This window comes from Variovorax sp. OV700, from assembly GCF_900099805.1.
Classification (GTDB): domain Bacteria; phylum Pseudomonadota; class Gammaproteobacteria; order Burkholderiales; family Burkholderiaceae_C; genus Variovorax.
This window is the reverse complement of the sequence record NZ_FNDR01000001.1, coordinates 473,844-492,174: the sequence shown is the minus strand read 5'-3', so window position 1 is coordinate 492,174 and position 18,331 is coordinate 473,844. Positions and strand designations below refer to the sequence as shown.

19 protein-coding genes and 2 tRNA genes are annotated in these 18,331 nt (G+C 65.0%); 17 read left to right on the top strand and 4 right to left on the bottom strand.

Annotated features, from left to right (window positions below):
• The first annotated feature begins 47 nt into the window (after nucleotides 1-47).
• The 3 genes from uvrC to BLR24_RS02255 are packed head-to-tail and all read left to right on the top strand — an operon-like array spanning nucleotide 48 to nucleotide 3,511.
• Entirely contained in the window at nucleotides 48-2,009 is a 1,962-nt protein-coding gene (uvrC, locus tag BLR24_RS02265) for an excinuclease ABC subunit UvrC (protein ID WP_093011943.1), read from the top strand.
• Between the two features lie 54 nt (nucleotides 2,010-2,063).
• A complete protein-coding gene (gene pgsA / locus BLR24_RS02260; RefSeq protein ID WP_093011941.1) occupies nucleotides 2,064-2,630 on the top strand; it encodes a CDP-diacylglycerol--glycerol-3-phosphate 3-phosphatidyltransferase in 567 nt (188 codons plus the stop codon).
• Nucleotides 2,627-3,511: a DMT family transporter gene (locus BLR24_RS02255; protein ID WP_093011939.1), complete on the top strand. Its 885-nt coding sequence runs from the start codon at nucleotides 2,627-2,629 to the stop codon at nucleotides 3,509-3,511. Before pgsA ends, BLR24_RS02255 begins: the two co-directional genes overlap by 4 nt.
• Before the next feature lie 11 nt (nucleotides 3,512-3,522).
• Here BLR24_RS02255 and BLR24_RS02250 read toward each other — a convergent pair whose 3' ends face one another.
• Nucleotides 3,523-4,470 carry a LysR substrate-binding domain-containing protein gene (locus BLR24_RS02250; RefSeq protein ID WP_175543143.1) on the bottom strand — a complete coding sequence of 316 codons (948 nt, stop codon included), beginning with the start codon at nucleotides 4,468-4,470 and terminating at the stop codon, nucleotides 3,523-3,525.
• Nucleotides 4,471-4,556: 86 nt separating this feature from the next.
• Between BLR24_RS02250 and BLR24_RS02245 the strand changes: the two genes are divergently transcribed.
• The 6 genes from BLR24_RS02245 to BLR24_RS02220 all read left to right on the top strand — a co-directional run bounded on the left by BLR24_RS02245 (nucleotide 4,557) and on the right by BLR24_RS02220 (nucleotide 9,893).
• Nucleotides 4,557-5,468 (top strand): alpha/beta fold hydrolase, encoded by a 912-nt coding sequence (locus BLR24_RS02245; RefSeq protein WP_093012764.1) that lies wholly within the window; start codon nucleotides 4,557-4,559, stop codon nucleotides 5,466-5,468.
• Nucleotides 5,465-6,550 carry a tartrate dehydrogenase gene (locus tag BLR24_RS02240; RefSeq protein ID WP_093011935.1) on the top strand — a complete coding sequence of 362 codons (1,086 nt, stop codon included), beginning with the start codon at nucleotides 5,465-5,467 and terminating at the stop codon, nucleotides 6,548-6,550. The genes BLR24_RS02245 and BLR24_RS02240 overlap by 4 nt, the downstream gene beginning before the upstream one ends.
• Nucleotides 6,551-6,765: 215 nt before the next feature.
• Complete coding sequence (locus tag BLR24_RS02235) at nucleotides 6,766-7,038, top strand: HU family DNA-binding protein (protein ID WP_007830705.1); 273 nt, start codon at nucleotides 6,766-6,768, stop codon at nucleotides 7,036-7,038.
• Nucleotides 7,039-7,066: 28 nt separating this feature from the next.
• A tRNA-Val gene (locus BLR24_RS02230) sits at nucleotides 7,067-7,142 on the top strand.
• Between the two features lie 76 nt (nucleotides 7,143-7,218).
• Nucleotides 7,219-9,129, top strand: coding sequence for a SurA N-terminal domain-containing protein (locus BLR24_RS02225; RefSeq protein WP_093011933.1), 1,911 nt, complete (start codon nucleotides 7,219-7,221; stop codon nucleotides 9,127-9,129).
• A gap of 89 nt (nucleotides 9,130-9,218) precedes the next feature.
• Nucleotides 9,219-9,893, top strand: coding sequence for a histidine phosphatase family protein (locus BLR24_RS02220; protein ID WP_093011931.1), 675 nt, complete (start codon nucleotides 9,219-9,221; stop codon nucleotides 9,891-9,893).
• Between the two features lie 36 nt (nucleotides 9,894-9,929).
• Here the strand turns inward: BLR24_RS02220 and BLR24_RS02215 are convergent, their stop codons facing one another.
• Nucleotides 9,930-10,262: a hypothetical protein gene (locus BLR24_RS02215; RefSeq protein WP_093012761.1), complete on the bottom strand. Its 333-nt coding sequence runs from the start codon at nucleotides 10,260-10,262 to the stop codon at nucleotides 9,930-9,932.
• Nucleotides 10,263-10,288: 26 nt separating this feature from the next.
• Nucleotides 10,289-10,537, bottom strand: a complete 249-nt coding sequence (locus BLR24_RS02210; protein WP_093011929.1) for a GlsB/YeaQ/YmgE family stress response membrane protein — start codon at nucleotides 10,535-10,537, stop codon at nucleotides 10,289-10,291.
• Between the two features lie 203 nt (nucleotides 10,538-10,740).
• Here BLR24_RS02210 and BLR24_RS02205 point away from each other — a divergent pair, with 203 nt between their 5' ends.
• The 3 genes from BLR24_RS02205 to BLR24_RS02195 all read left to right on the top strand — a co-directional run bounded on the left by BLR24_RS02205 (nucleotide 10,741) and on the right by BLR24_RS02195 (nucleotide 12,140).
• Nucleotides 10,741-11,373: a YbhB/YbcL family Raf kinase inhibitor-like protein gene (locus BLR24_RS02205; protein ID WP_093011927.1), complete on the top strand. Its 633-nt coding sequence runs from the start codon at nucleotides 10,741-10,743 to the stop codon at nucleotides 11,371-11,373.
• A 75-nt stretch (nucleotides 11,374-11,448) separates the two neighbouring features.
• Nucleotides 11,449-11,524: transfer RNA gene (locus BLR24_RS02200), tRNA-His, on the top strand.
• A gap of 271 nt (nucleotides 11,525-11,795) precedes the next feature.
• Nucleotides 11,796-12,140, top strand: a complete 345-nt coding sequence (locus BLR24_RS02195) for an H-NS histone family protein (RefSeq protein WP_093011925.1) — start codon at nucleotides 11,796-11,798, stop codon at nucleotides 12,138-12,140.
• An 82-nt stretch (nucleotides 12,141-12,222) separates the two neighbouring features.
• Here the strand turns inward: BLR24_RS02195 and BLR24_RS02190 are convergent, their stop codons facing one another.
• On the bottom strand, nucleotides 12,223-13,209 hold the full coding sequence (locus BLR24_RS02190) for an NADPH:quinone oxidoreductase family protein (protein WP_093011923.1): 987 nt from the start codon (nucleotides 13,207-13,209) through the stop codon (nucleotides 12,223-12,225).
• A gap of 128 nt (nucleotides 13,210-13,337) precedes the next feature.
• Here BLR24_RS02190 and surE point away from each other — a divergent pair, with 128 nt between their 5' ends.
• The 5 genes from surE to rlmD are packed head-to-tail and all read left to right on the top strand — an operon-like array spanning nucleotide 13,338 to nucleotide 18,301.
• Nucleotides 13,338-14,096 carry a 5'/3'-nucleotidase SurE gene (gene surE / locus BLR24_RS02185; protein ID WP_093011920.1) on the top strand — a complete coding sequence of 253 codons (759 nt, stop codon included), beginning with the start codon at nucleotides 13,338-13,340 and terminating at the stop codon, nucleotides 14,094-14,096.
• Nucleotide 14,097: 1 nt separating this feature from the next.
• Nucleotides 14,098-14,871: a protein-L-isoaspartate(D-aspartate) O-methyltransferase gene (locus BLR24_RS02180; protein ID WP_093011917.1), complete on the top strand. Its 774-nt coding sequence runs from the start codon at nucleotides 14,098-14,100 to the stop codon at nucleotides 14,869-14,871.
• An 11-nt stretch (nucleotides 14,872-14,882) separates the two neighbouring features.
• Nucleotides 14,883-15,788 carry a peptidoglycan DD-metalloendopeptidase family protein gene (locus BLR24_RS02175; protein WP_093011914.1) on the top strand — a complete coding sequence of 302 codons (906 nt, stop codon included), beginning with the start codon at nucleotides 14,883-14,885 and terminating at the stop codon, nucleotides 15,786-15,788.
• 4 nt (nucleotides 15,789-15,792) lie between these two features.
• Nucleotides 15,793-16,800: a sigma-70 family RNA polymerase sigma factor gene (locus BLR24_RS02170; protein ID WP_093011911.1), complete on the top strand. Its 1,008-nt coding sequence runs from the start codon at nucleotides 15,793-15,795 to the stop codon at nucleotides 16,798-16,800.
• Nucleotides 16,801-16,852: 52 nt separating this feature from the next.
• Nucleotides 16,853-18,301 (top strand): 23S rRNA (uracil(1939)-C(5))-methyltransferase RlmD, encoded by a 1,449-nt coding sequence (rlmD, locus tag BLR24_RS02165; RefSeq protein ID WP_093011908.1) that lies wholly within the window; start codon nucleotides 16,853-16,855, stop codon nucleotides 18,299-18,301.
• Nucleotides 18,302-18,331 lie beyond the last annotated feature (30 nt).

The window sequence follows — 18,331 nt, the reverse complement described above, 5'->3', positions numbered from 1 at the left end:
GGTGGCCGTGCCGGCCGCCGCCTCGCCCGCGCGCCACAATAGCCGCCATGTCAGACGTGCATTCCGATCAATTGCTCAGCGAAGTCGCGGCCCTGCCGCAGCTGCCGGGCGTCTACCGCTATTTCGATGCGGCGGGCGCGGTGCTCTACGTGGGCAAGGCGCGCAACCTCAAGAAGCGGGTTGCCAACTATTTTCAGAAGAGCCACGGCGGCACGCGCATCGGCCACATGATCTCGAAGATCGTGCGCATGGAGACCACGGTGGTGCGCTCCGAGGCCGAGGCGCTGCTGCTCGAGAACAATCTCATCAAGACGCTCAAGCCGCGCTACAACATCCTGTTTCGCGACGACAAGAGCTACCCCTACTTGAAGATCGCCTCGCACGAGTTTCCCCGCCTGGCCTACTACCGCGGCGCGGTCGACAAGAAGCACCGCTACTTCGGGCCTTACCCCAGCGCCTGGGCGGTGAAGGAGTCGATCCAGCTGCTGCAGAAAGTGTTCAAGCTGCGCACCTGCGAAGACACGGTGTACGCCAATCGCACGCGGCCCTGCCTGCTGTACCAGATCAAGCGCTGCACCGGGCCCTGCGTGGGCTACATCACGCCCGAGGCCTATGCGCAGGACGTGGCCAGCGCCGAAGCCTTCTTGATGGGCGACACCCAGCTGGTGCTGTCGAAGCTGGAATCGCGCATGACCGGGCACGCCGAGAAGCTCGAATTCGAACAAGCCGCCGAGCTGCGCAACCAGATGTCGGCGATCTCGCGCGTGCTGCACCAGCAGTCGATCGAGATCGCTTCGGACAAGGACGTGGACATCCTCGCCGTCAAGGTGCAGGGCGGCAAGGCCTGCGTCAACTTGGCGATGGTGCGCGGCGGCCGACACCTGGGCGACCGGGCCTATTTTCCCGTGCACGTGGAAGACGCTGCGCAAATCCACCACGGCGAGCTCGACGCCGAGGAAGGCGTGGCGCCCGTGCCGGCCGATTCGATCGAGGTGCAGGTGCTCGAAGCCTTCATCGCCCAGCATTACATCGACGTGCCGGTGCCCGCCACTCTGGTGCTGAGTCATCTTGTGGGCCGCGAGTTGATCGAGGCGATTTCGCAGCAGGCCGGCGCGCGCGTGACGGCCGTGTTCCAGCCGCGCGAGCAGCGCCGGCACTGGCTCGAAATGGCCGAGACCAATGCCGGCCTGCAACTGGCGCGGCTGTTGGCCGAAGAAGGTTCGCAGCAGGCGCGCACACGCGCGCTGGCCGATGCACTCGAGCTCGCACCCGACGACCTGGACAACTTCCGCGTTGAATGCTTCGACATCTCGCACACCGCGGGCGAGGCCACCCAGGCTTCCTGCGTGGTGTTCGAGCGCCACACGATGCAGAACCGCGAATATCGCCGCTACAACATCGAGGGCATCACCCCCGGCGACGACTACGCCGCCATGCGCCAGGTGCTGCACCGCCGCTACGGCAAGCTGGCCGAGGCGATGGCAGCCGAGACCGACGCGCCGCCCATGGGCGATGCTGGTGGCGTGGGCAGCGATGCGCCCCCCAAGACCAGGGCGGCGCGCATGCCCGACCTGGTGCTGGTGGACGGCGGCAAGGGCCAGGTGTCGATGGCGCGCGAGGTGTTCAGTGAACTGGGCCTGGCGCTGTCGCTCATCGTGGGTGTCGAGAAGGGCGAAGGCCGCAAGGTCGGGCTCGAGGAACTGGTGTTCGCCGACGGCCGCGAGAAGGTCTACCTGGGCAAGGATTCCGCGGCGCTGATGCTGGTGGCGCAGATTCGCGACGAGGCGCACCGCTTCGCCATCACTGGCATGCGCGCCAAGCGCGCGAAGGTGCGCGTGGGCGGCAGCCAGCTCGAAGACATTCCGGGCATCGGGCCGAAACGCCGGGCGCGCCTGCTGCAGCGTTTTGGCGGAATCCGCGGCGTGGCGGCGGCCAGCGTCGAGGACATCGCATCGGTCGAAGGCATTGCCACCGATCTGGCCGAGGAAATTTATCGCGCGTTGCATTGAGGCCGATTGCCCCTGGCTTTCTGGCCGTCACGCGTGCATGACACAATCGCCCGCATGTTCTGGACCCTCCCGACCATCATGACCTGGACGCGCATCGTCGCGATTCCATTGATCGTTGGTGTGTTCTACCTGCCAATGGCCGAGCCGATGCGCAATCTGATTGCCACGGTGATGTTCATCGTCTTTGCCGCCACCGACTGGCTCGACGGCTTCCTGGCGCGCAAGCTCAACCAGACCTCTGCCTTCGGCGCCTTTCTCGATCCGGTGGCCGACAAGTTCCTGGTTTGCGCCTCGTTGCTGGTGCTGGTTCACTTGCAGCGCGCCGATGTGTTCGTGGCGTTGATCATTATCGGCCGCGAGATAGCCATCTCGGCCCTGCGCGAATGGATGGCGCAGATCGGCGCCAGCAAGAGCGTGGCGGTCCACATGATCGGCAAAGTGAAGACCACGGTGCAGATGGTCGCGATTCCGTTCCTGCTCTATGACGGACAGCTCTTCAAGATCATCGACACCGGGTTGTGGGGCCGGTGGCTGATCTGGATCTCGGCCGTGCTGACCATCTGGTCGATGGTCTATTACCTCCAGAAGGCCATCCCCGAAATCCGGGCCCGCGCGAAATGAGCGTGGCTGCGGCCCGCAACGCGGGCTGGCTACGGGCAATGCCGGTGGTCTTCGTGCTCATATGGAGTACGGGCTTCATCGTTGCGCGCTATGGCATGCCCTACGCGCCGCCACTCAAGTTCCTGGCCGTACGCTATGCGCTCTGTCTCGTGTGCTTTGGCATCTGGGTCGCGCTCGCGCGGGTCGCCTGGCCAAAGGAGCGCGCGCAGTGGGGCCATCTTGCGTTTACGGGCGTGCTGATGCAGGCGGGCTATCTGGGGGGCGTCTGGGCTGCCGTGCATGCGGGCATGGGTGCGGGGCTGGTGGCCCTGCTGGTCGGCATTCAGCCGGTGCTGACCGCCATCTGGCTGTCATTCAACGGCGGGCGCATTGCGCAGCGCCAATGGGCGGGGCTGGTTCTTGGCTTTGCGGGCCTCGTGCTCGTGGTGTCGCGCAAGTTCGGGCAGGGTGCCGAAGTCAGCGCGCTGACCATGGGGCTTGCAGTCATGGCCCTCCTTTCGATCACCGCGGGCACGCTGTATCAAAAGCGCTTCGTCGCGCCCTGCGACGTTCGCAGCGCAAGCGCCGTGCAGATGGCGGCTGCGTTGCTCGTGTCCTTGCCCTTTGCGGCGATGGAAGCGCAGGGCATCGAGTGGAACGCGCACTCGATCGGCGCCATGGCGTGGTCGGTGCTGGCGCTGTCGCTTGGTGGCAGTTCGCTGCTCTACATGCTGATCCAGCGCGGCACCGCCACGGCCGTGACGAGCCTGCTCTACCTGGTGCCCCCGTGCACGGCGGTGATGGCATGGCTGCTGTTCGGCGAACCGATCACATTGGTAACGCTGCTCGGCATCGGGCTCACCGCAATCGGTGTGAGCCTGGTGGTGCGCAGCGGGCGCTGAGCCAGCGGTTTTCAGCGTGGAGAGCCGGCCTTGCCCGGCTTCCACGGCTCCCCGCGAAACTGTTCCGCCAGGTGGTCGAGCAGCAGCCGCACGCGGCGCGGCGTCTTGGGACGCCAGGGCGCAATCCAGTGAATGTCCGCATCAGGCATGGCGTAGTGGGGCAGCACGCGCACCAGTTCGCCGGAGGCCAGTTGCGGCGCAATATCCCAGAGGCTGCGCAGCATGATGCCGTGGCCGGCAAGGCACCAGTCGCGCACCATTTCGCCCGAATTGCTCGTTAACGGGCCCTGCACGCGCACGCGCGCCGTGCTCCCGTCGCGCGCATGGCGCAGCGTCCAGAGCGCGAACTGGTGCTGGTTGACCTCGCCGTTTTCCCGTGCCACCAGGCAGTCGTGCGCGCCCAGCGCGTCGGCGGTGGCGGGCATGCCGCGCCGCTCTATATATGCAGGCGATGCGGCAAGCACGCGCTGATTGCGCGCAATGCGTCGCGTGACCCAGTCGGCCGCGCGGCGTTGCTGCACGGCCCAGAGCCACAGCGCGCCGTCGTAACCTTCGGCACCGAGGTCGGGGAGCCGCTCGGTCAGGAGCAGTTCGATCTGCAGCGCGGGGTGGCGGGCCTGGAACGTGGCCAGGGCAGGGCCGAGCCAGCGCCGCCCGAAACCGAAGGTGGCGGCCAGCCGTATCGTGCCGACCAGGTCGTTCTGCCGCTCGCCCAGTTCGCTTTCAAGCGCCGAAAAACCTTCGAGCAGCGTCTTGGCGTGCAGGCAGATGGCCTCACCCTCGGCCGTCACGCTGAGCCGGCGCGTGGTGCGTTCGAACAATCGCTGGCCCAGCCTGGCCTCGAGCGCGCCAAGCCGCTTGGTGACCACGGAAGGCACGACGTCGAGCGTGGCGGATGCGCCCGCGAGGCTTCCCTGGTCGCGTATGGCGACCACCAGCTCCAGATCGCTTCGGTCCATCGACAATGGATTCATGCCAAATTGGAAAGTATGAATTGGCTGATTGTTGCTTGATGGCCGACGGAGCGCAACGCACAATTGGCCGCGTGACTGCTTCATTTTTCGACTTTCCGGAATTCGGCATCGAGCGCAACGGCGTGCGCGTGCATGGCCGCATCGGCGGGCGCGGCGCTCCTTTGCTGCTCTTGCACGGCCATCCGCAGACGCACCTCATCTGGCATCGCGTGGCGCCGGCGCTGGCCGAGCAATTCACCGTGGTGGCGCTCGACCTTCGCGGCTACGGCGACTCCGGCCGCCCCGCGGACGATGACGATCACGTGGCCTACAGCAAGCGCGAGATGGCGCTCGATGCGCTCGCCGCCATGCGGCACCACGGCTTCGAGCGCTTCGGCGTGCTGGCCCATGACCGCGGTGCGCGGGTTGCGCACCGGCTGGCCGCCGACCATGCGGCGGCCGTCGACCGCATGATGCTTCTCGACATCGCGCCCACGCTCTCGATGTACGAGAACACCACCGAGGCGTTTGCCCGCGCTTACTGGCACTGGTTTTTCCTGATCCAGCCTCCGCCGCTGCCGGAGTCGCTGATCGCCTCCGATCCGGTGCGCTACGTGCGCAACGTGATGGGTGGACGCCACGCAGGACTGGCGCCCTTCGCGCCCCAAGTGCTGGCCGAGTACGAGCGCTGCGCCGGCATCCCAGGCACGGCCGAATCCATCTGCGGCGACTACCGCGCCTCCGCCACCGTCGACCTGGCGCACGACCGCGCCGACGTGGCCGCCGGCCAGCGGCTCGCGCAACCGCTGCGCGTGCTGTGGGGCGAGCACGGCGCGGTGGGCCGCTGCTTCGACGTGCTGGCGCTGTGGCGCGAGCGCGCACTTCAGGTCTCGGGCCGCGCATTGCCGTGCGGCCACTACGTTCCGGAAGAAGCCCCTGGCGAGCTGCTCGCCGAGGCACTCCAGTTTTTCACCCCTCTCCAGCAAGAAGGAACCAGATCATGACCACTCACAGAATCGCAGTCATCGCCGGCGACGGCATCGGCAAGGAAACTATGCCCGAAGGGCTGCGCGTGATGGATGCCGCGGCACGCAAGTTCGGCATCGACCTGAAGTTCGACCACTTCGACTTTTCGAGCTGGGACTACTGCGAGAAGCACGGCAAGATGCTGCCCGACAACTGGAAGGACCAGATCGGGAGGCACGACGCAATCTATTTCGGCGCAGTCGGCTGGCCCGAGAAAATTGCCGACCACGTGTCGCTCTGGGGCTCGCTGCTCTTGTTCCGCCGCGAGTTCGACCAGTACGTCAACCTGCGTCCCGCTCGGCTGATGCCCGGCATCACGGCCCCCGTGGTGCGGCGCGACGGCACGCCGCGCCAACCCGGCGAGATCGACATGTACATCGTGCGCGAAAACACCGAAGGCGAATATTCGAGCATTGGCGGACGCATGTACGAAGGCACGCCGCGCGAGATCGTGGTGCAAGAGACGGTCATGTCGCGCGTGGGCGTCGACCGCGTGCTCAAGTTCGCTTTCGAGCTGGCGCAGTCGCGACCCAAGAAGCACCTGACCAGCGCCACCAAGTCGAACGGCATCTCGATCACCATGCCATATTGGGATGAGCGCGTGGCCGAGATGGCGAAGAACTACCCGGGCGTGAAGCTGGACAAGTTTCACATCGACATCCTCACCGCGCACTTCGTGCAGCGGCCCGACTTCTTCGACGTGGTGGTGGCAAGCAACCTGTTCGGCGACATCCTGTCCGACCTGGGCCCGGCGTGCACCGGCACCATCGGCATTGCCCCCAGCGCCAATCTCAACCCGGAGCGCACCACGCCGTCGCTGTTCGAGCCGGTGCACGGCTCGGCGCCCGACATCGCCGGCAAGGGCATCGCCAATCCCATCGGACAGATCTGGTGCGGCGCCATGATGCTCGAGTTCCTGGGCCACAAGGATGCGCATGACGCCGTCCTCTCCACCATCGAAAAAGTGCTGGCGCCCCAAAGCGGAGCACCGCGCACCCCCGACATCGGGGGTAACGCGAGCACCAGCGACCTCGGCAAGGCCATTGCCGAAGCCATTTGAAATTCGGCTTCATGAAACGCCCCTAAAATCGCGCGCTCCGCTGTTCTGCATGGCCTCGTGTCGTATTGACACCCTGCAGACCAGTGGTTGTAATCCTCGCTGGCAGCGCGCTGCCGAGGCGTCAGTCCTGCCAGGCTTTGTGAGTCGCGTCGTTTCGCGGCCAGCTCGCAGCTGACGAAAGCCGACAAACTTTATTTCTTCGACAAGGGGCCCTTGTGAACAAGACCGAACTGATTGAGCACATCGCAAAAAACGCCGATATTTCCAAGGCAGCCGCTACCCGCGCGCTTGAATCCACCATCGGCGCGATTCGCACCACGCTCAAAAAAGGCGGCTCCGTGTCGCTCGTCGGTTTCGGCACTTTCGCAGTCGGTAAACGCGCCGCCCGCACCGGTCGCAATCCACGCACCGGCGACGCGATTAAAATCAAGGCCGCCAAGATTCCGAAGTTCCGTCCAGGCAAGGCGTTGAAAGACGCGCTGAACTAAGACGTAGACTCGGAGAGTATTCCCGGTGGGGTGCTTAGCTCAGCTGGTAGAGCGGCGCCCTTACAAGGCGTAGGTCGGGGGTTCGAGCCCCTCAGCACCCACCACCACCCGATGCAAAGGCGAACACTGGTTCGCCTTTTTTATTGCCGTCCGACATCCGTCGCAAAAGAGTGTTCAAGCATGTTTGATTTCTTCCGCAGGTACAACAAGATCGTCCTGATTTTCTTGTTCTTGCTGATCATTCCCTCGTTCGTCCTTTTTGGCGTGGAGCGCTACCAGGGCTCCGGCGACGAAAAGGTTGCGCGTGTCGACGGCAACAACATCACCCGGCCCGAGTGGGATGCGCAGCATCGCATCGAAAGCGACCGCATCCGCCAGCAGTCGCCGAATGTCGATGCGGCGCTGCTTGAATCCGACGTGATGCGTTACGGCACGCTGGAGCGCATGGTGCGCGATCGCGTGCTGGCCGCGGCGGCGGCCAAGTCGAATGTGACGGTTTCCGAAGAGCGCTTGACGCGACTCTTTGCACAGGATGCAGGACTTGCCGCATTCCGTACGCCGGACGGCAAGTTCGACCGCGAGACCTTCCAGCGCGTGACGGGACGCACCCCCGAGCAGTACGAAGCCGCAATGCGCGCCGACCTGGCCACGCAGCAGGTGCTGTTGGGTATCTCGGGCACGGCGTTCACGCCGCCCGCACTGGCCGCGGCCACGATCAATGCCTTCTATGACAGGCGCGAGATCCAGATCGCACGCTTTACCCCCGAAAGCTTTGCGCCGAAGGTGACGGTCAGCGATGCCGACATCGAGACCTACTACAAGGCCCACACGGCGCAGTTCCAGTCGCCCGAGCAGGCCAGTATCGAGTACCTCGTGCTCGACCTGGAGGCGGCCAAGAAGAACGTCTCGGTCAACGAGGCCGATCTCAAGACCTACTACGAACAGAACACGGCGCGCTTCGGCACCAAGGAAGAGCGCCGCGCCAGCCACATCCTGATCACCGCGCCGGCCAGCGCATCGGCGGCCGATCGCGCCAAGGCGAAAGCCAAGGCGGAGCAACTGCTGGCCGAAGTGAAGAAGGCGCCCGCCACCTTTGCCGACGTTGCGCGCAAGAATTCGCAAGACCCCGGGTCGGCGGAGAAGGGCGGCGACCTCGACTTCGTGACGCGCGGTGCAATGGTCAAGCCTTTCGAAGACGCGATGTTCGCGCTCAAGAAGGGCGACATCAGCGACGTGATCGAAACCGAGTTCGGCTATCACATCATCCGCCTGGCCGACATCAAGCCGGCCGTGGTGCCGCCGTTCGAGCAGGTGCGTGCCACCATCGAGAACGAGGTTCGTGCGCAGCAGGCCACGCAGGAATTTGCCAAGGCCGCGGAAGCCTTCACCGATGCGGTCTATCAGCAGCCGGACAGTCTCAAGCCCGCGGCCGAAAAGCTGAAGCTCACGATCCAGACGGCAAACAACGTTGCGCGCACGCCTGCACCCGGCGTTACTGGCGTGCTGGCAAATCGCAATTTCCTGAACGCACTGTTCGCGGCCGACTCGCTGGAGCGCAAGCAGAACACCGAGGCGACCGAGGTCGGTTCCAGCCAGCTCGCGGCAGGCCGCGTGAACAAATACACGCCTGCGCATCCGATGCCCCTGGCCGAAGTCAAGGACAAGATCCGTGCGCAACTCGTCACCGAGCGCGCCGCGGTCATGGCCAAGGCCGAGGGAGAAGCCAAGCTCGCTGCCTGGACCGCGAAGGCCGACGGTGCAACGTTCGGCGCGCCGGTCACGGTGTCGCGCCGCGAAGCACAGAACCAACCCATTTCGGTCATCGACGCCGCGCTGCGCGCCGACGCGGCCAAGCTGCCCGCACTGGTGGGCGTGGACCTGGGCACCCAGGGTTATGCGGTGGTGCGGGTGACCAAGGTCGTTCCACGCACGCCGTCGGCGCCGGAGCAGGCTCAGCAGGAAAACGCGCAGGTCGGCCAATCGGTCACGGCGGCGGAAGAACTCGCGTACTACAACTTGCTCAAGGAACGTTTCAAGGCCGAGATTCTGGTGCCGAAGCCGGCGGATACGCTGCCCGCGGCGGCCCGGTGATGCACGCGGTGTCGCGTTCGGGTCGCTGACCCGGCGCGCCGTCGCACGTGGGACAAGCGCGCCATGCGCTTGTTGCCAGAATCCGTTTCATGGGAACCCTCTATCTCGTGCGCCACGGCCAGGCCAGCTTCGGCGCCGCCGACTATGACAACCTGAGCGAGCTCGGGCACAGGCAGTCGGTGCGCCTCGGCGAATACTGGCGCGAGCGCGGCATGCATTTCGATGCCGTGATCACCGGCACGCTGAAGCGCCATCGCCAGACCTGGGAGGGCATTGCCGAAGGGCTTGGCCTCCAGCGCGACGACGTGCTCCCTTGGCCTGGGCTCAACGAGTACGACAGCGAAGCGCTCATTGCCACCATTCACGAAGGCAAGCTCGAGAAGCCCGATTCGCCCGAGATGTACCGGCACCACTTTCGCCTCTTGCGCGATGGCCTGGGCGCCTGGATGCAGGGCAAGACCCAGCCTGCCGGCATGCCGAGCTATGTCGATTTTCTGGCCGGCGTGACGGCGGCGCTCGACCATGTGCGCGACCGCCACCACGGCGCCAAGGTGCTTGTGGTGTCCAGCGGCGGACCGATCAGCACGGCCGTCGGCCATGTGCTTGGCACGAGCCCTGAAACCACGATCGAACTCAATCTCCGCATCCGCAATACCTCGGTGACCGAGTTTGCTTTCACGCCCAAGCGCCACATGCTAGTGACGTACAACACGCTGCCGCACCTGGACGGCCCGGCCTACGAAGGCTGGGTGACCTACTCCTGACGAGGGCACTGGCCTGGCGTGGGGAGGCCGCTGGTCTCAGGCCTGCCAGACGCCGTAGCCGCTCTTGCGCAGCGCGATGCCAAGCTCGACCTCCCTCGATCGCGCGTCCTCGTAGCTCAGGGGGTTGTAGCGTTCGTAAAGGGAGGGCAGGAGCCGTACGCCGAACGCCTGGACGAAGCTGTTGGCCTGGATGCCGGCCTTGTGCTTGTCGAAGCGGATGTCCGGGTCGAGCCCGGTCATTCCCACATACACAAAGGGCTTGCCGAGCTGGTAGCCGGGATTGGCGCGCCTGAAGCGGCCGTGATTCCATACGCGGTCGTCCAACTCGACCACATAGACGTGATGCTTGGCTCTTGGCTTGCGCGGCACGGTCCGCACCACCTGCCGTGCTGCTACTAGCTCTTGCGCTTGATCAGGCCGTAGAGAACCAGCAGCACGATCGCGCCGAGCACGGACGCGATGAAGCCCGCACCTTGTCCAGCCGTATACCAGCCCATGGCCTGGCCGACATAGGTCACGATCAACGATCCCGCAATGCCGATCAGCGTGGTCACGATGAAGCCCGCGGAGTCGTCGCCGGGCTTGACGGCGCGTGCCACGAGACCCACGATGAACCCGATCAGAATGGTCCAGACGATGCTCATGAAAAATCCTTTGGCGGTGAAATGGAAGCGCGTGGAGAACCTGCGCCGTCGGTGCAAGCGGCATTCATGATAGCGGAGCAATACAGTCGCCAAGCCGCGTGAAGTCCGTGAAACCGTGGTCCGGGATTTTGGCGCGGATGGCCATGCCGCGCATGCTGTAGCGTCCTACAGGCCGCCGCGCCGCGCAGCGCTATACCGGCGTCATGCTTGAGAAATTGCCTGAAGTCATCGGCCACGCGCTGCACGGCATGCGCGCGGGCCTGGACAAGATCGTTTTCAATGCGCTGGGCATGCGCCAGGGCATGGCATCGATCGCGCTGACCAGCGTGGCCTTCGTGGACCATGCGCCCCTGCCATCGCGCTACACCGCCGATGGCGAAGGGCTCTCGCCGCCGCTGCAATGGGCCGATCTGCCGACCGAAACCACCTCGCTGGTACTGCTGGTGGAGGACGCCGATTCGCCCACCCCGAATCCGCTGGTTCACGCGATCGTGGTGGGGCTGCGGCCGAGCGAAGGCAAGCTCGACGAGGCAGCCATTCCAAGCCCGGGCAACGGAGGCGCCGCCGGCTTGCACGTCGGACGCAACTCCGGGCTGCAGGCGGCCTGGCTGCCACCCGATCCGCCGCCGGGGCACGGCGCGCACCGCTACGCGTTCCAGATATTTGCGCTTGGCGGCGCGCCGTTGTTTTCTGCCACACCGGGGCGCGACGAGGTCTTCAATGCGCTGCGCGAGCATGCGCTTGCGAGCGGGCTGCTGATCGGAACCTGCGAGCGGCCGGACGGCTCCATCAAGATCAAGGAGGCCGCGCCAGCCGGCCCCTTGGCAGCGGGATAAGAAGATTTTCAGCGGTCCGTACCTGCGGGAGTAGCGAAAACAGCCATTTTTACCGCTACAATTGCGGGCTCTGCGGTGGCTGTAGCTCAGCTGGTAGAGTCCCAGATTGTGATTCTGGTCGTCGTGGGTTCGAGTCCCATCAGCCACCCCAAAAATTCTTTCCCGACTGCTATTGCGCAATAGCGTCCATGGAAACCACTACGCCGGGCCCGCCCCGGCGTTGTCATTTCCAGCTACCGCTTTCGCCGGTGCCCTAGAGTCTCCCCCTTCCTTTTTGTTCCATAAAACGTCCGCGCGGGCGAGTTTTGGGTTGTGCGCTGCCGCAATCCGTGCGTGCCGGCGCCTTTTTCTCGTCACAGCCTGCTTGTTTTAAATTGGAATTGAATTAAAATCCGCCCGTTTCCAATTTTCAGGAGTCCAAAATGGCTTCGACCCTTGCCGATATCAATTCTCAGATCAAGAAGTACGACGAGCAGATTGCGCAATTGCGCAAGCAGGCCGAAGACCTTCGCAACGAAGAGCGCGCTGGCATCATTGAAGATGTGCGCAGAAAGATCGCCGAATACGGTTTGACGGCTTCTGACCTGAAACTGACCGCACGCGGCGCTTCGGTCAAGCGCAGCGCCGGGGTTCCCGCCGCCAAGGCAGCGGCCAAATACCGCGGCCCGACCGGCGAAACCTGGTCCGGCGGCCGTGGCCGCAAGCCGCGCTGGGTCACCGAAGCATTGGCCGCCGGCAAGTCGCTGACCGAATTCGAGATCAAGTAAGCGTCTGACGAGCCTCCGCCCGAAAAAAAGCCCGCATGCGCGGGCTTTTTTATTGCCTGAGGAGCCGGTGCGGGCGGTGCGCTCAGTTCACCATCACGAGTTTTCCTTTGACGCCGCGCGAGCCCATATGGGCATAGGCGGCTTTCAATTGCGCCATCGGCATGGTGCTGTCGATGACGGGCTTGATCTTTCCCTGGCCGTACCAGTGGGCCAATTCGGCCATCATTTGCGCATTGGCCTTGGGCTCGCGCTTGGCGAAATCGCCCCAGAACACGCCGACCAGCGACGCACCTTTCAACAGCGTCAGATTCAATGGCAGCGACGGAATCGGGCCCGAAGCAAAGCCAACGACCAAATAGCGCCCGCGCCATGCAATCGAACGAAATGCCGGCTCCGCGAACTCGCCGCCCACCGGGTCGTAAATGACATCGGGCCCCTTGCCGTCGGTCGCGGCCTTGATGGCGTCGCGAAACCCGCCCGGAAGCGCATGCGTCGTGTAGTTGATTGTGGCGTCGGCGCCAATGGAGCGGCAGAGCTCGCATTTCTCGTCGGTCGAAGCCGCTGCTATTACTTTGGCACCCGCCGCCTTTGCAATCTGGATGGCCGCGGTGCCCACACCGCCAGCGGCGCCGAGGACGAGCACGGTTTCTCCGGCCTTCAATTGCGCGCGGTCCATCAATGCATGCCATGAGGTGGCATAGATCATGATGAAAGCCGCCGCATCGACGTGGCCGAAGCCTTCCGGCAGCGGCATGCAAAGCGCGGCCGGGGCCAGTGTGTGGGTTGCAAACCCGCCCGTACCCGAGAGGCACGCCACGTTCTGTCCCACCTTCAGATGTGTGACGCCTTCACCCACCGCCTGGACAACGCCGGCGTATTCAGAACCCGGGACGAAGGGCAGCGGCGGCTTCATCTGGTATTTGTTCTGGACGATCAGCAGGTCGGGAAAATTGAGGCTCGCCGCCTTGATTTCGATCAGCACCTGGCCCGGACCTGGCACCGGTGTGGGCAGTTCTTTCCAGTTCAGCGCATCGACGCCGGTGGGGTTTTCGCAAAGCCATGCGTGCATGCTCGAGTCTCCTTTGAATCAGTCGTGTGTGGGCAATGAATGCGAGGCGATGATAGGGGGCGCGGCAGGGCGCCCTTGTCCCTGCTGCGACGCACCCGGCGCCTACAATCCGGGCACCGAAAAGCACCATGAAGATACTTATTTCCAATGACGATGGCTTTCAGGCACCAGGCATCGTCGCATTGCACGACGCTCTGAAAGACATCGCCGATGTCGAGGTGGTTGCACCCGAGCACAACAACAGCGCCAAGTCGAATGCACTCACGCTGGCGGCACCGCTCTACGTACACAAGGCACACAACGGTTTTCGCTATGTGACAGGCACGCCGGCCGACTGCGTGCACATCGCGCTGAAGGGGCTGCTCGACTACCGGCCCGATCTGGTGGTGTCCGGCATCAACAACGGCGCCAACATGGGCGACGACACCATTTATTCGGGCACCGTGGGCGCGGCAATGGAGGCGTATCTGTTCGGCATTCCGGCCATCGCGTTTTCGCAGATCGAAAAAGGGTGGGCGCATGTTGATGCGGCTGCGCAGGTGGCGCGGCGGCTGGTGCAGCAGATCGAACGCGAGCGCATGCTAGATGGCGGCGCGTTCCTGCTCAACGTGAATGTGCCGAACCGGCCCTTCGACGAACTCAAGCCGATGAAGGTGTGCCGGCTGGGCCGCCGCCATGCGGCGGAAAAAGTCATTACGCAGGAAAGCCCGCGCGGCGAGACCATGTACTGGATCGCAGGCGCCGGCAGCGCGAAGGACAGCGGCGAAGGCACCGACTTTCATGCCACCGCGGCTGGCCACATCGCATTGACGCCGCTGCAGATCGACCTGACAGACCATGCCAACCTGGGGCAATGGCGCGAGACGGTTGCCCGTCTCGGCAATTGACATGGCCACGCAACGGCCTGGATTCCCGGTTCGCCTGACACCCACTGCTTCAGCCGCCACGCGAGGGCGGTTGCCCGCTGTGCCGGCGAAGCCGATGGTGCCCACCACGCCCTCGATGGCTTCCGACGCCGTGCGTGCGCGCATGGTGCAGAAACTTGCCGCCCAGGGCATCTCCGATCTGCGCGTGCTGCGCGCATTGGGCGCGGTGGAGCGGCATCGCTTCGTCGACAGTGCACTGGTCAATCAGGCATACGAGGACACGAGCCTGCCCATCGGGCTGGGCCAGACCATCTCCAAACCCAGCGTGGTGGCTCGGATGATCGAGCTTCTGCTGGGCGCGCCGGCGCTCGCCGGAAAGCCGCAGGAGCGCTTGGGGCGCGTGCTGGAAATCGGCACCGGCTGCGGTTACCAGGCGGCGGTGCTGAACCATGTGGCCACCGAGGTCTACAGCATCGAGCGCCTGCGCGGCCTGCACGAGCGCGCGCGCACCAATCTGCGGCACTTCCGATTGGCAACGGTGCACCTGATGCTGGGTGACGGCATGGTCGGCTATGCCAAGGGCGCTCCGTACGCGGGCATCATCGCCGCGGCGGGCGGCGAAGCGGTTCCGGAAGCCTGGACCGAACAACTCGCCGTGGGCGGACGCATCGTCGCGCCCACGCAATCGGCGGGGGGCGGACAGGCCCTCGTCGTCATCGATAAAACCGCCCGCGGACTCGAGCGCCGCATTCTTGAGGCGGTTCACTTTGTCCCCCTAAAATCGGGCATCGCTTGAAGGAACAACAAATGCAGGGTTTTGGCAATCGGAGTTGGTGCGCTGGTATCACGTTGGCCGTTGTGCTCGTGATCGCAGGCTGCGCCGCACCGCGAGGGCCGGCACCGGTCGAAGACCGGGGCACGATGACGCGCGCGCCCGGCGCGGCACCCGGTGGCCCGCTCATCACCACCGATGCCTCGGGTAAGCCCCTTCCGGGCATCGAAAACTACGGCAAGCCCGGCTACTACACCGTGCGCCCTGGCGACACGATTCGCCGCATCGGAAACGAAACCGGCCAAAGCTGGCAGAACATCGTTCGCTGGAACAATCTCGAGAATCCCGACCTGATCGAAGTCGGCCAGGTGTTGCGCGTGATTCCGCCGATGGGACCGGCGAGCGGGGCCACCTCTCTCGCGACCGCGCCCGCACCCTCACCCGCAGATGGAGTGGTTACCAAGCCCGTGCCGCCGCCGTCGGCGGTGGTGCCCACGGCGCCCGCGAGCGCAGCGACCGGCAAGCCGCCGGTCACCGCGTCGCCATCGGCACCTGCCTCGAACTCGGCTGACGAAGACCTCGGCTGGATCTGGCCGGCGCATGGCACCCTCATCGCGGGCTTCGACGATGCCAAGAACAAGGGATTCGACATCGGCGGCAAGGCTGGCGATGCGGTGCTGGCTGCGGCCGACGGACGCGTGGTCTATGCGGGCGCCGGCCTGCGCGGCTATGGCAACCTGATCATCCTCAAGCACAACAACACCTATCTCACGGCGTATGCGCACAACCAGACGCTGCTCGTGAAGGAAGACCAGTCGGTTCAAAAGGGCCAGAAGATCGCCGAAATGGGCAACAGCGACGCGGACCGCGTGAAGCTGCATTTCGAAATCCGCCGCCAGGGCAAGCCTGTCGATCCGGCGCGCTACCTGCCGAGCCGGTGATGCCATGGCCGCCTCTCGCCTCCGTCGCACGCTTGCTGTGCGTCGGCTGGCGAGCCGGGGCGGGGCGGTAGAAAACAAAAGCGAAGACGCGACACCGGCAAAGCCCGCTTTCGCCCCAGACTTCGAAGGGGCAGCAGAGCCATCGATCGGCGGCGAGGGCGCGGATGCCCTGACGATCTATTTGCGACAGGTGCGGCGAACCGAGCTCTTCACGCCGGAAGAGGAATACAAGGCCGCATGCGCTGCGCGGGCCGGCAGTTTCGAAGCGCGGCAATCGATGATCGAACACAACCTGAGGCTGGTTGTGAACATTGCCAAGGCCTATCTCGGCCGTGGTGTTCCGCTCTCCGATCTCATCGAAGAAGGCAATCTCGGCCTGATGCACGCCATCACCAAGTTCGAGCCCGAGCGCGGTTTTCGCTTTTCCACTTATGCCACCTGGTGGATTCGCCAGTCGGTGGAGCGCGCGGTGATGACCCAGGCCCGTGCCATCCGCCTGCCGGTGCATGTGGTGCGCGAACTGCAGCAAGTGCTGCGGGCGCGCCGAACGCTGGAAGGCAACGCGGAATTCCTGGTGCATCGGCCCGACGGCGTGCGGGTGGAAGACATCGCTGCACTCCTGGGCCGCGACGTGCAGGCGGTCGCGGAACTGCTCGCCCTTTCGGAAGCGCCGCGCTCACTCGATGCGGGCGACGCACGCGGAGAAGAGGGCGGCTTTACGCTGGCCGACACCGTGGCTTCCGACGATGAACAGGGCGATCCGACCGACGTCACGCAGACCCACGAAGTCGCTCGCCTGCTCGATCAGTGGGTCCATGCCCTGGATGCGCGCGAGCGTGAGGTGCTGGAAGGCCGCTACGGCCTGCGCGACCGCGAGCCCGAAACGCTCGAAGTGCTGAGCGTCCGTCTCGGCCTGACGCGCGAGCGCGTGCGGCAGATCCAGAACGAGGCGTTGGCCAAGATGCGGCGCCAGCTGATCCGCTCCGGCGTGGGGCGCGACGCCCTGTTGTAGCCGTGGCGGCCACCGCCGCGGAAGGCCGGGCCGGCGCTGAGACAATCGGGGGATGACGGAATCCATCGAAGAAAAGAAAGTCCCCGCGAAAACCCCGGCGACCGCGCGTGACGAATGGCTCAAGGTCGAGTCGCTCGACCTCGACGCGCAGGGCGTAGCGCACAACGCCGAAGGCATGGTCGTGTTCATCGAAGGCGCCCTGCCTTTCGAAGAAGTGCAGTTCAATGTGCACCGCCGCAAGAACAACTGGGAGCAGGGCACGGTCACGGCCATCCGGCGCGAATCGTCACAGCGGGTGCACCCCGGCTGCCCGCATTTCGGCTTGCATACCGGTGCGTGCGGCGGCTGCAAGATGCAGCACCTGGACGCCGCGGCACAGGTGGCGGTGAAGCAGCGCGCGCTCGAAGACAACCTGTGGCACCTTGGCAAGGTGCGGCCCGAGAACGTGTTGCGGCCGATGGAAGGCCCCGCGTGGCATTACCGCTATCGCGCGCGGCTCTCGGTGCGCCACGTGGTCAAGAAGGGGACGGTGCTGATCGGTTTCCATGAGCGCAAGAGCCGCTATCTCGCCGACATGCAAGTCTGCCCGGTGCTGCCCAAGCAGGTCAGCGACATGCTGATGCCGCTGCGCGCGCTGATCGGTTCGATGGATGCGCGCGAGACCTGTCCACAGATCGAGCTCGCCTGCGGCGATGCGCCCGGTACCATCGCGCTCGGCACGATTGCGCTGGTGCTCCGGCATCTGGCGCCGCTCTCCGATGCGGACATCGGTCGCCTGAAGGCTTTTGCGGCGCAGAACGCAGGCGTCCAGTGGTGGCTGCAGGCCAAGGGCCCTGAAACCGTGAAGCTGCTGGAAGAAGGCGGAACGCCGCTGTCGTACGAACTGCCCGAGTTCGGCGTGACCATGCCGTTCAAGCCGACCGACTTCACGCAGGTCAATCCGCACATCAACCGTGCGCTGGTGGGCAAGGCGATGCGCCTGCTCGATGTGGCGCCGGAAGAGCGCGTGATCGACTGGTTCTGCGGTCTGGGCAACTTCACCTTGCCGCTGGCCAGCCGGGCGCGCGAGGTGCTGGGCATCGAGGGCAGCGACACGCTGGTGGCGCGCGCAAGCGACAACTTCAAGAAAAACCAGCCTGCCACGTCCGCCAGGCGGGCGCTCTCGCCGACCCGGTTCGTGGCGCGGAACCTCTTCGAGATGACCCCCGCCATGCTGGTGGCCGACGGCAGCGCCGAAAAGTGGCTGGTCGACCCGCCGCGCGAGGGTGCCTTCGCGCTGGCCAAGGCCATGGCCGATCTGCACCTGCAGCCCGAGCTGCGGACCGATGGCTGGACGCCGCCGAAGCGCATCGTGTACGTGAGCTGCAATCCGTCCACCCTGGCGCGCGATGCCGGGCTGCTGGTTCACCAGGCCGGCTACCGCTGTACCTTTGCGGGGGTGATCAACATGTTCCCGCACACGGCGCATGTCGAGTCGATTGCGGTGTTCGAGCTGGCATGAAAAAAGGGCCCGTCGGGCCCTTTTTTCATT

What these genes read in the sequence shown, in the direction of transcription:
- BLR24_RS02225 (WP_093011933.1), top strand. Translation starts at nt 7,219, where the DNA reads ATGTTTGATTTCTTCCGCAGGTACAACAAGATCGTCCTGATTTTCTTG.
- BLR24_RS02255 (WP_093011939.1), top strand. Translation starts at nt 2,627, where the DNA reads ATGAGCGTGGCTGCGGCCCGCAACGCGGGCTGGCTACGGGCAATGCCG.
- BLR24_RS02175 (WP_093011914.1), top strand. Translation starts at nt 14,883, where the DNA reads ATGCAGGGTTTTGGCAATCGGAGTTGGTGCGCTGGTATCACGTTGGCC.
- BLR24_RS02250 (WP_175543143.1), bottom strand. Translation starts at nt 4,470, where the DNA reads ATGGACCGAAGCGATCTGGAGCTGGTGGTCGCCATACGCGACCAGGGA.
- BLR24_RS02210 (WP_093011929.1), bottom strand. Translation starts at nt 10,537, where the DNA reads ATGAGCATCGTCTGGACCATTCTGATCGGGTTCATCGTGGGTCTCGTG.
- BLR24_RS02190 (WP_093011923.1), bottom strand. Translation starts at nt 13,209, where the DNA reads ATGCACGCATGGCTTTGCGAAAACCCCACCGGCGTCGATGCGCTGAAC.
- BLR24_RS02205 (WP_093011927.1), top strand. Translation starts at nt 10,741, where the DNA reads ATGCTTGAGAAATTGCCTGAAGTCATCGGCCACGCGCTGCACGGCATG.
- uvrC (WP_093011943.1), top strand. Translation starts at nt 48, where the DNA reads ATGTCAGACGTGCATTCCGATCAATTGCTCAGCGAAGTCGCGGCCCTG.
- BLR24_RS02180 (WP_093011917.1), top strand. Translation starts at nt 14,098, where the DNA reads ATGGCCACGCAACGGCCTGGATTCCCGGTTCGCCTGACACCCACTGCT.
- pgsA (WP_093011941.1), top strand. Translation starts at nt 2,064, where the DNA reads ATGTTCTGGACCCTCCCGACCATCATGACCTGGACGCGCATCGTCGCG.
- BLR24_RS02170 (WP_093011911.1), top strand. Translation starts at nt 15,793, where the DNA reads ATGGCCGCCTCTCGCCTCCGTCGCACGCTTGCTGTGCGTCGGCTGGCG.
- rlmD (WP_093011908.1), top strand. Translation starts at nt 16,853, where the DNA reads ATGACGGAATCCATCGAAGAAAAGAAAGTCCCCGCGAAAACCCCGGCG.
- BLR24_RS02195 (WP_093011925.1), top strand. Translation starts at nt 11,796, where the DNA reads ATGGCTTCGACCCTTGCCGATATCAATTCTCAGATCAAGAAGTACGAC.
- surE (WP_093011920.1), top strand. Translation starts at nt 13,338, where the DNA reads ATGAAGATACTTATTTCCAATGACGATGGCTTTCAGGCACCAGGCATC.
- BLR24_RS02240 (WP_093011935.1), top strand. Translation starts at nt 5,465, where the DNA reads ATGACCACTCACAGAATCGCAGTCATCGCCGGCGACGGCATCGGCAAG.
- BLR24_RS02220 (WP_093011931.1), top strand. Translation starts at nt 9,219, where the DNA reads ATGGGAACCCTCTATCTCGTGCGCCACGGCCAGGCCAGCTTCGGCGCC.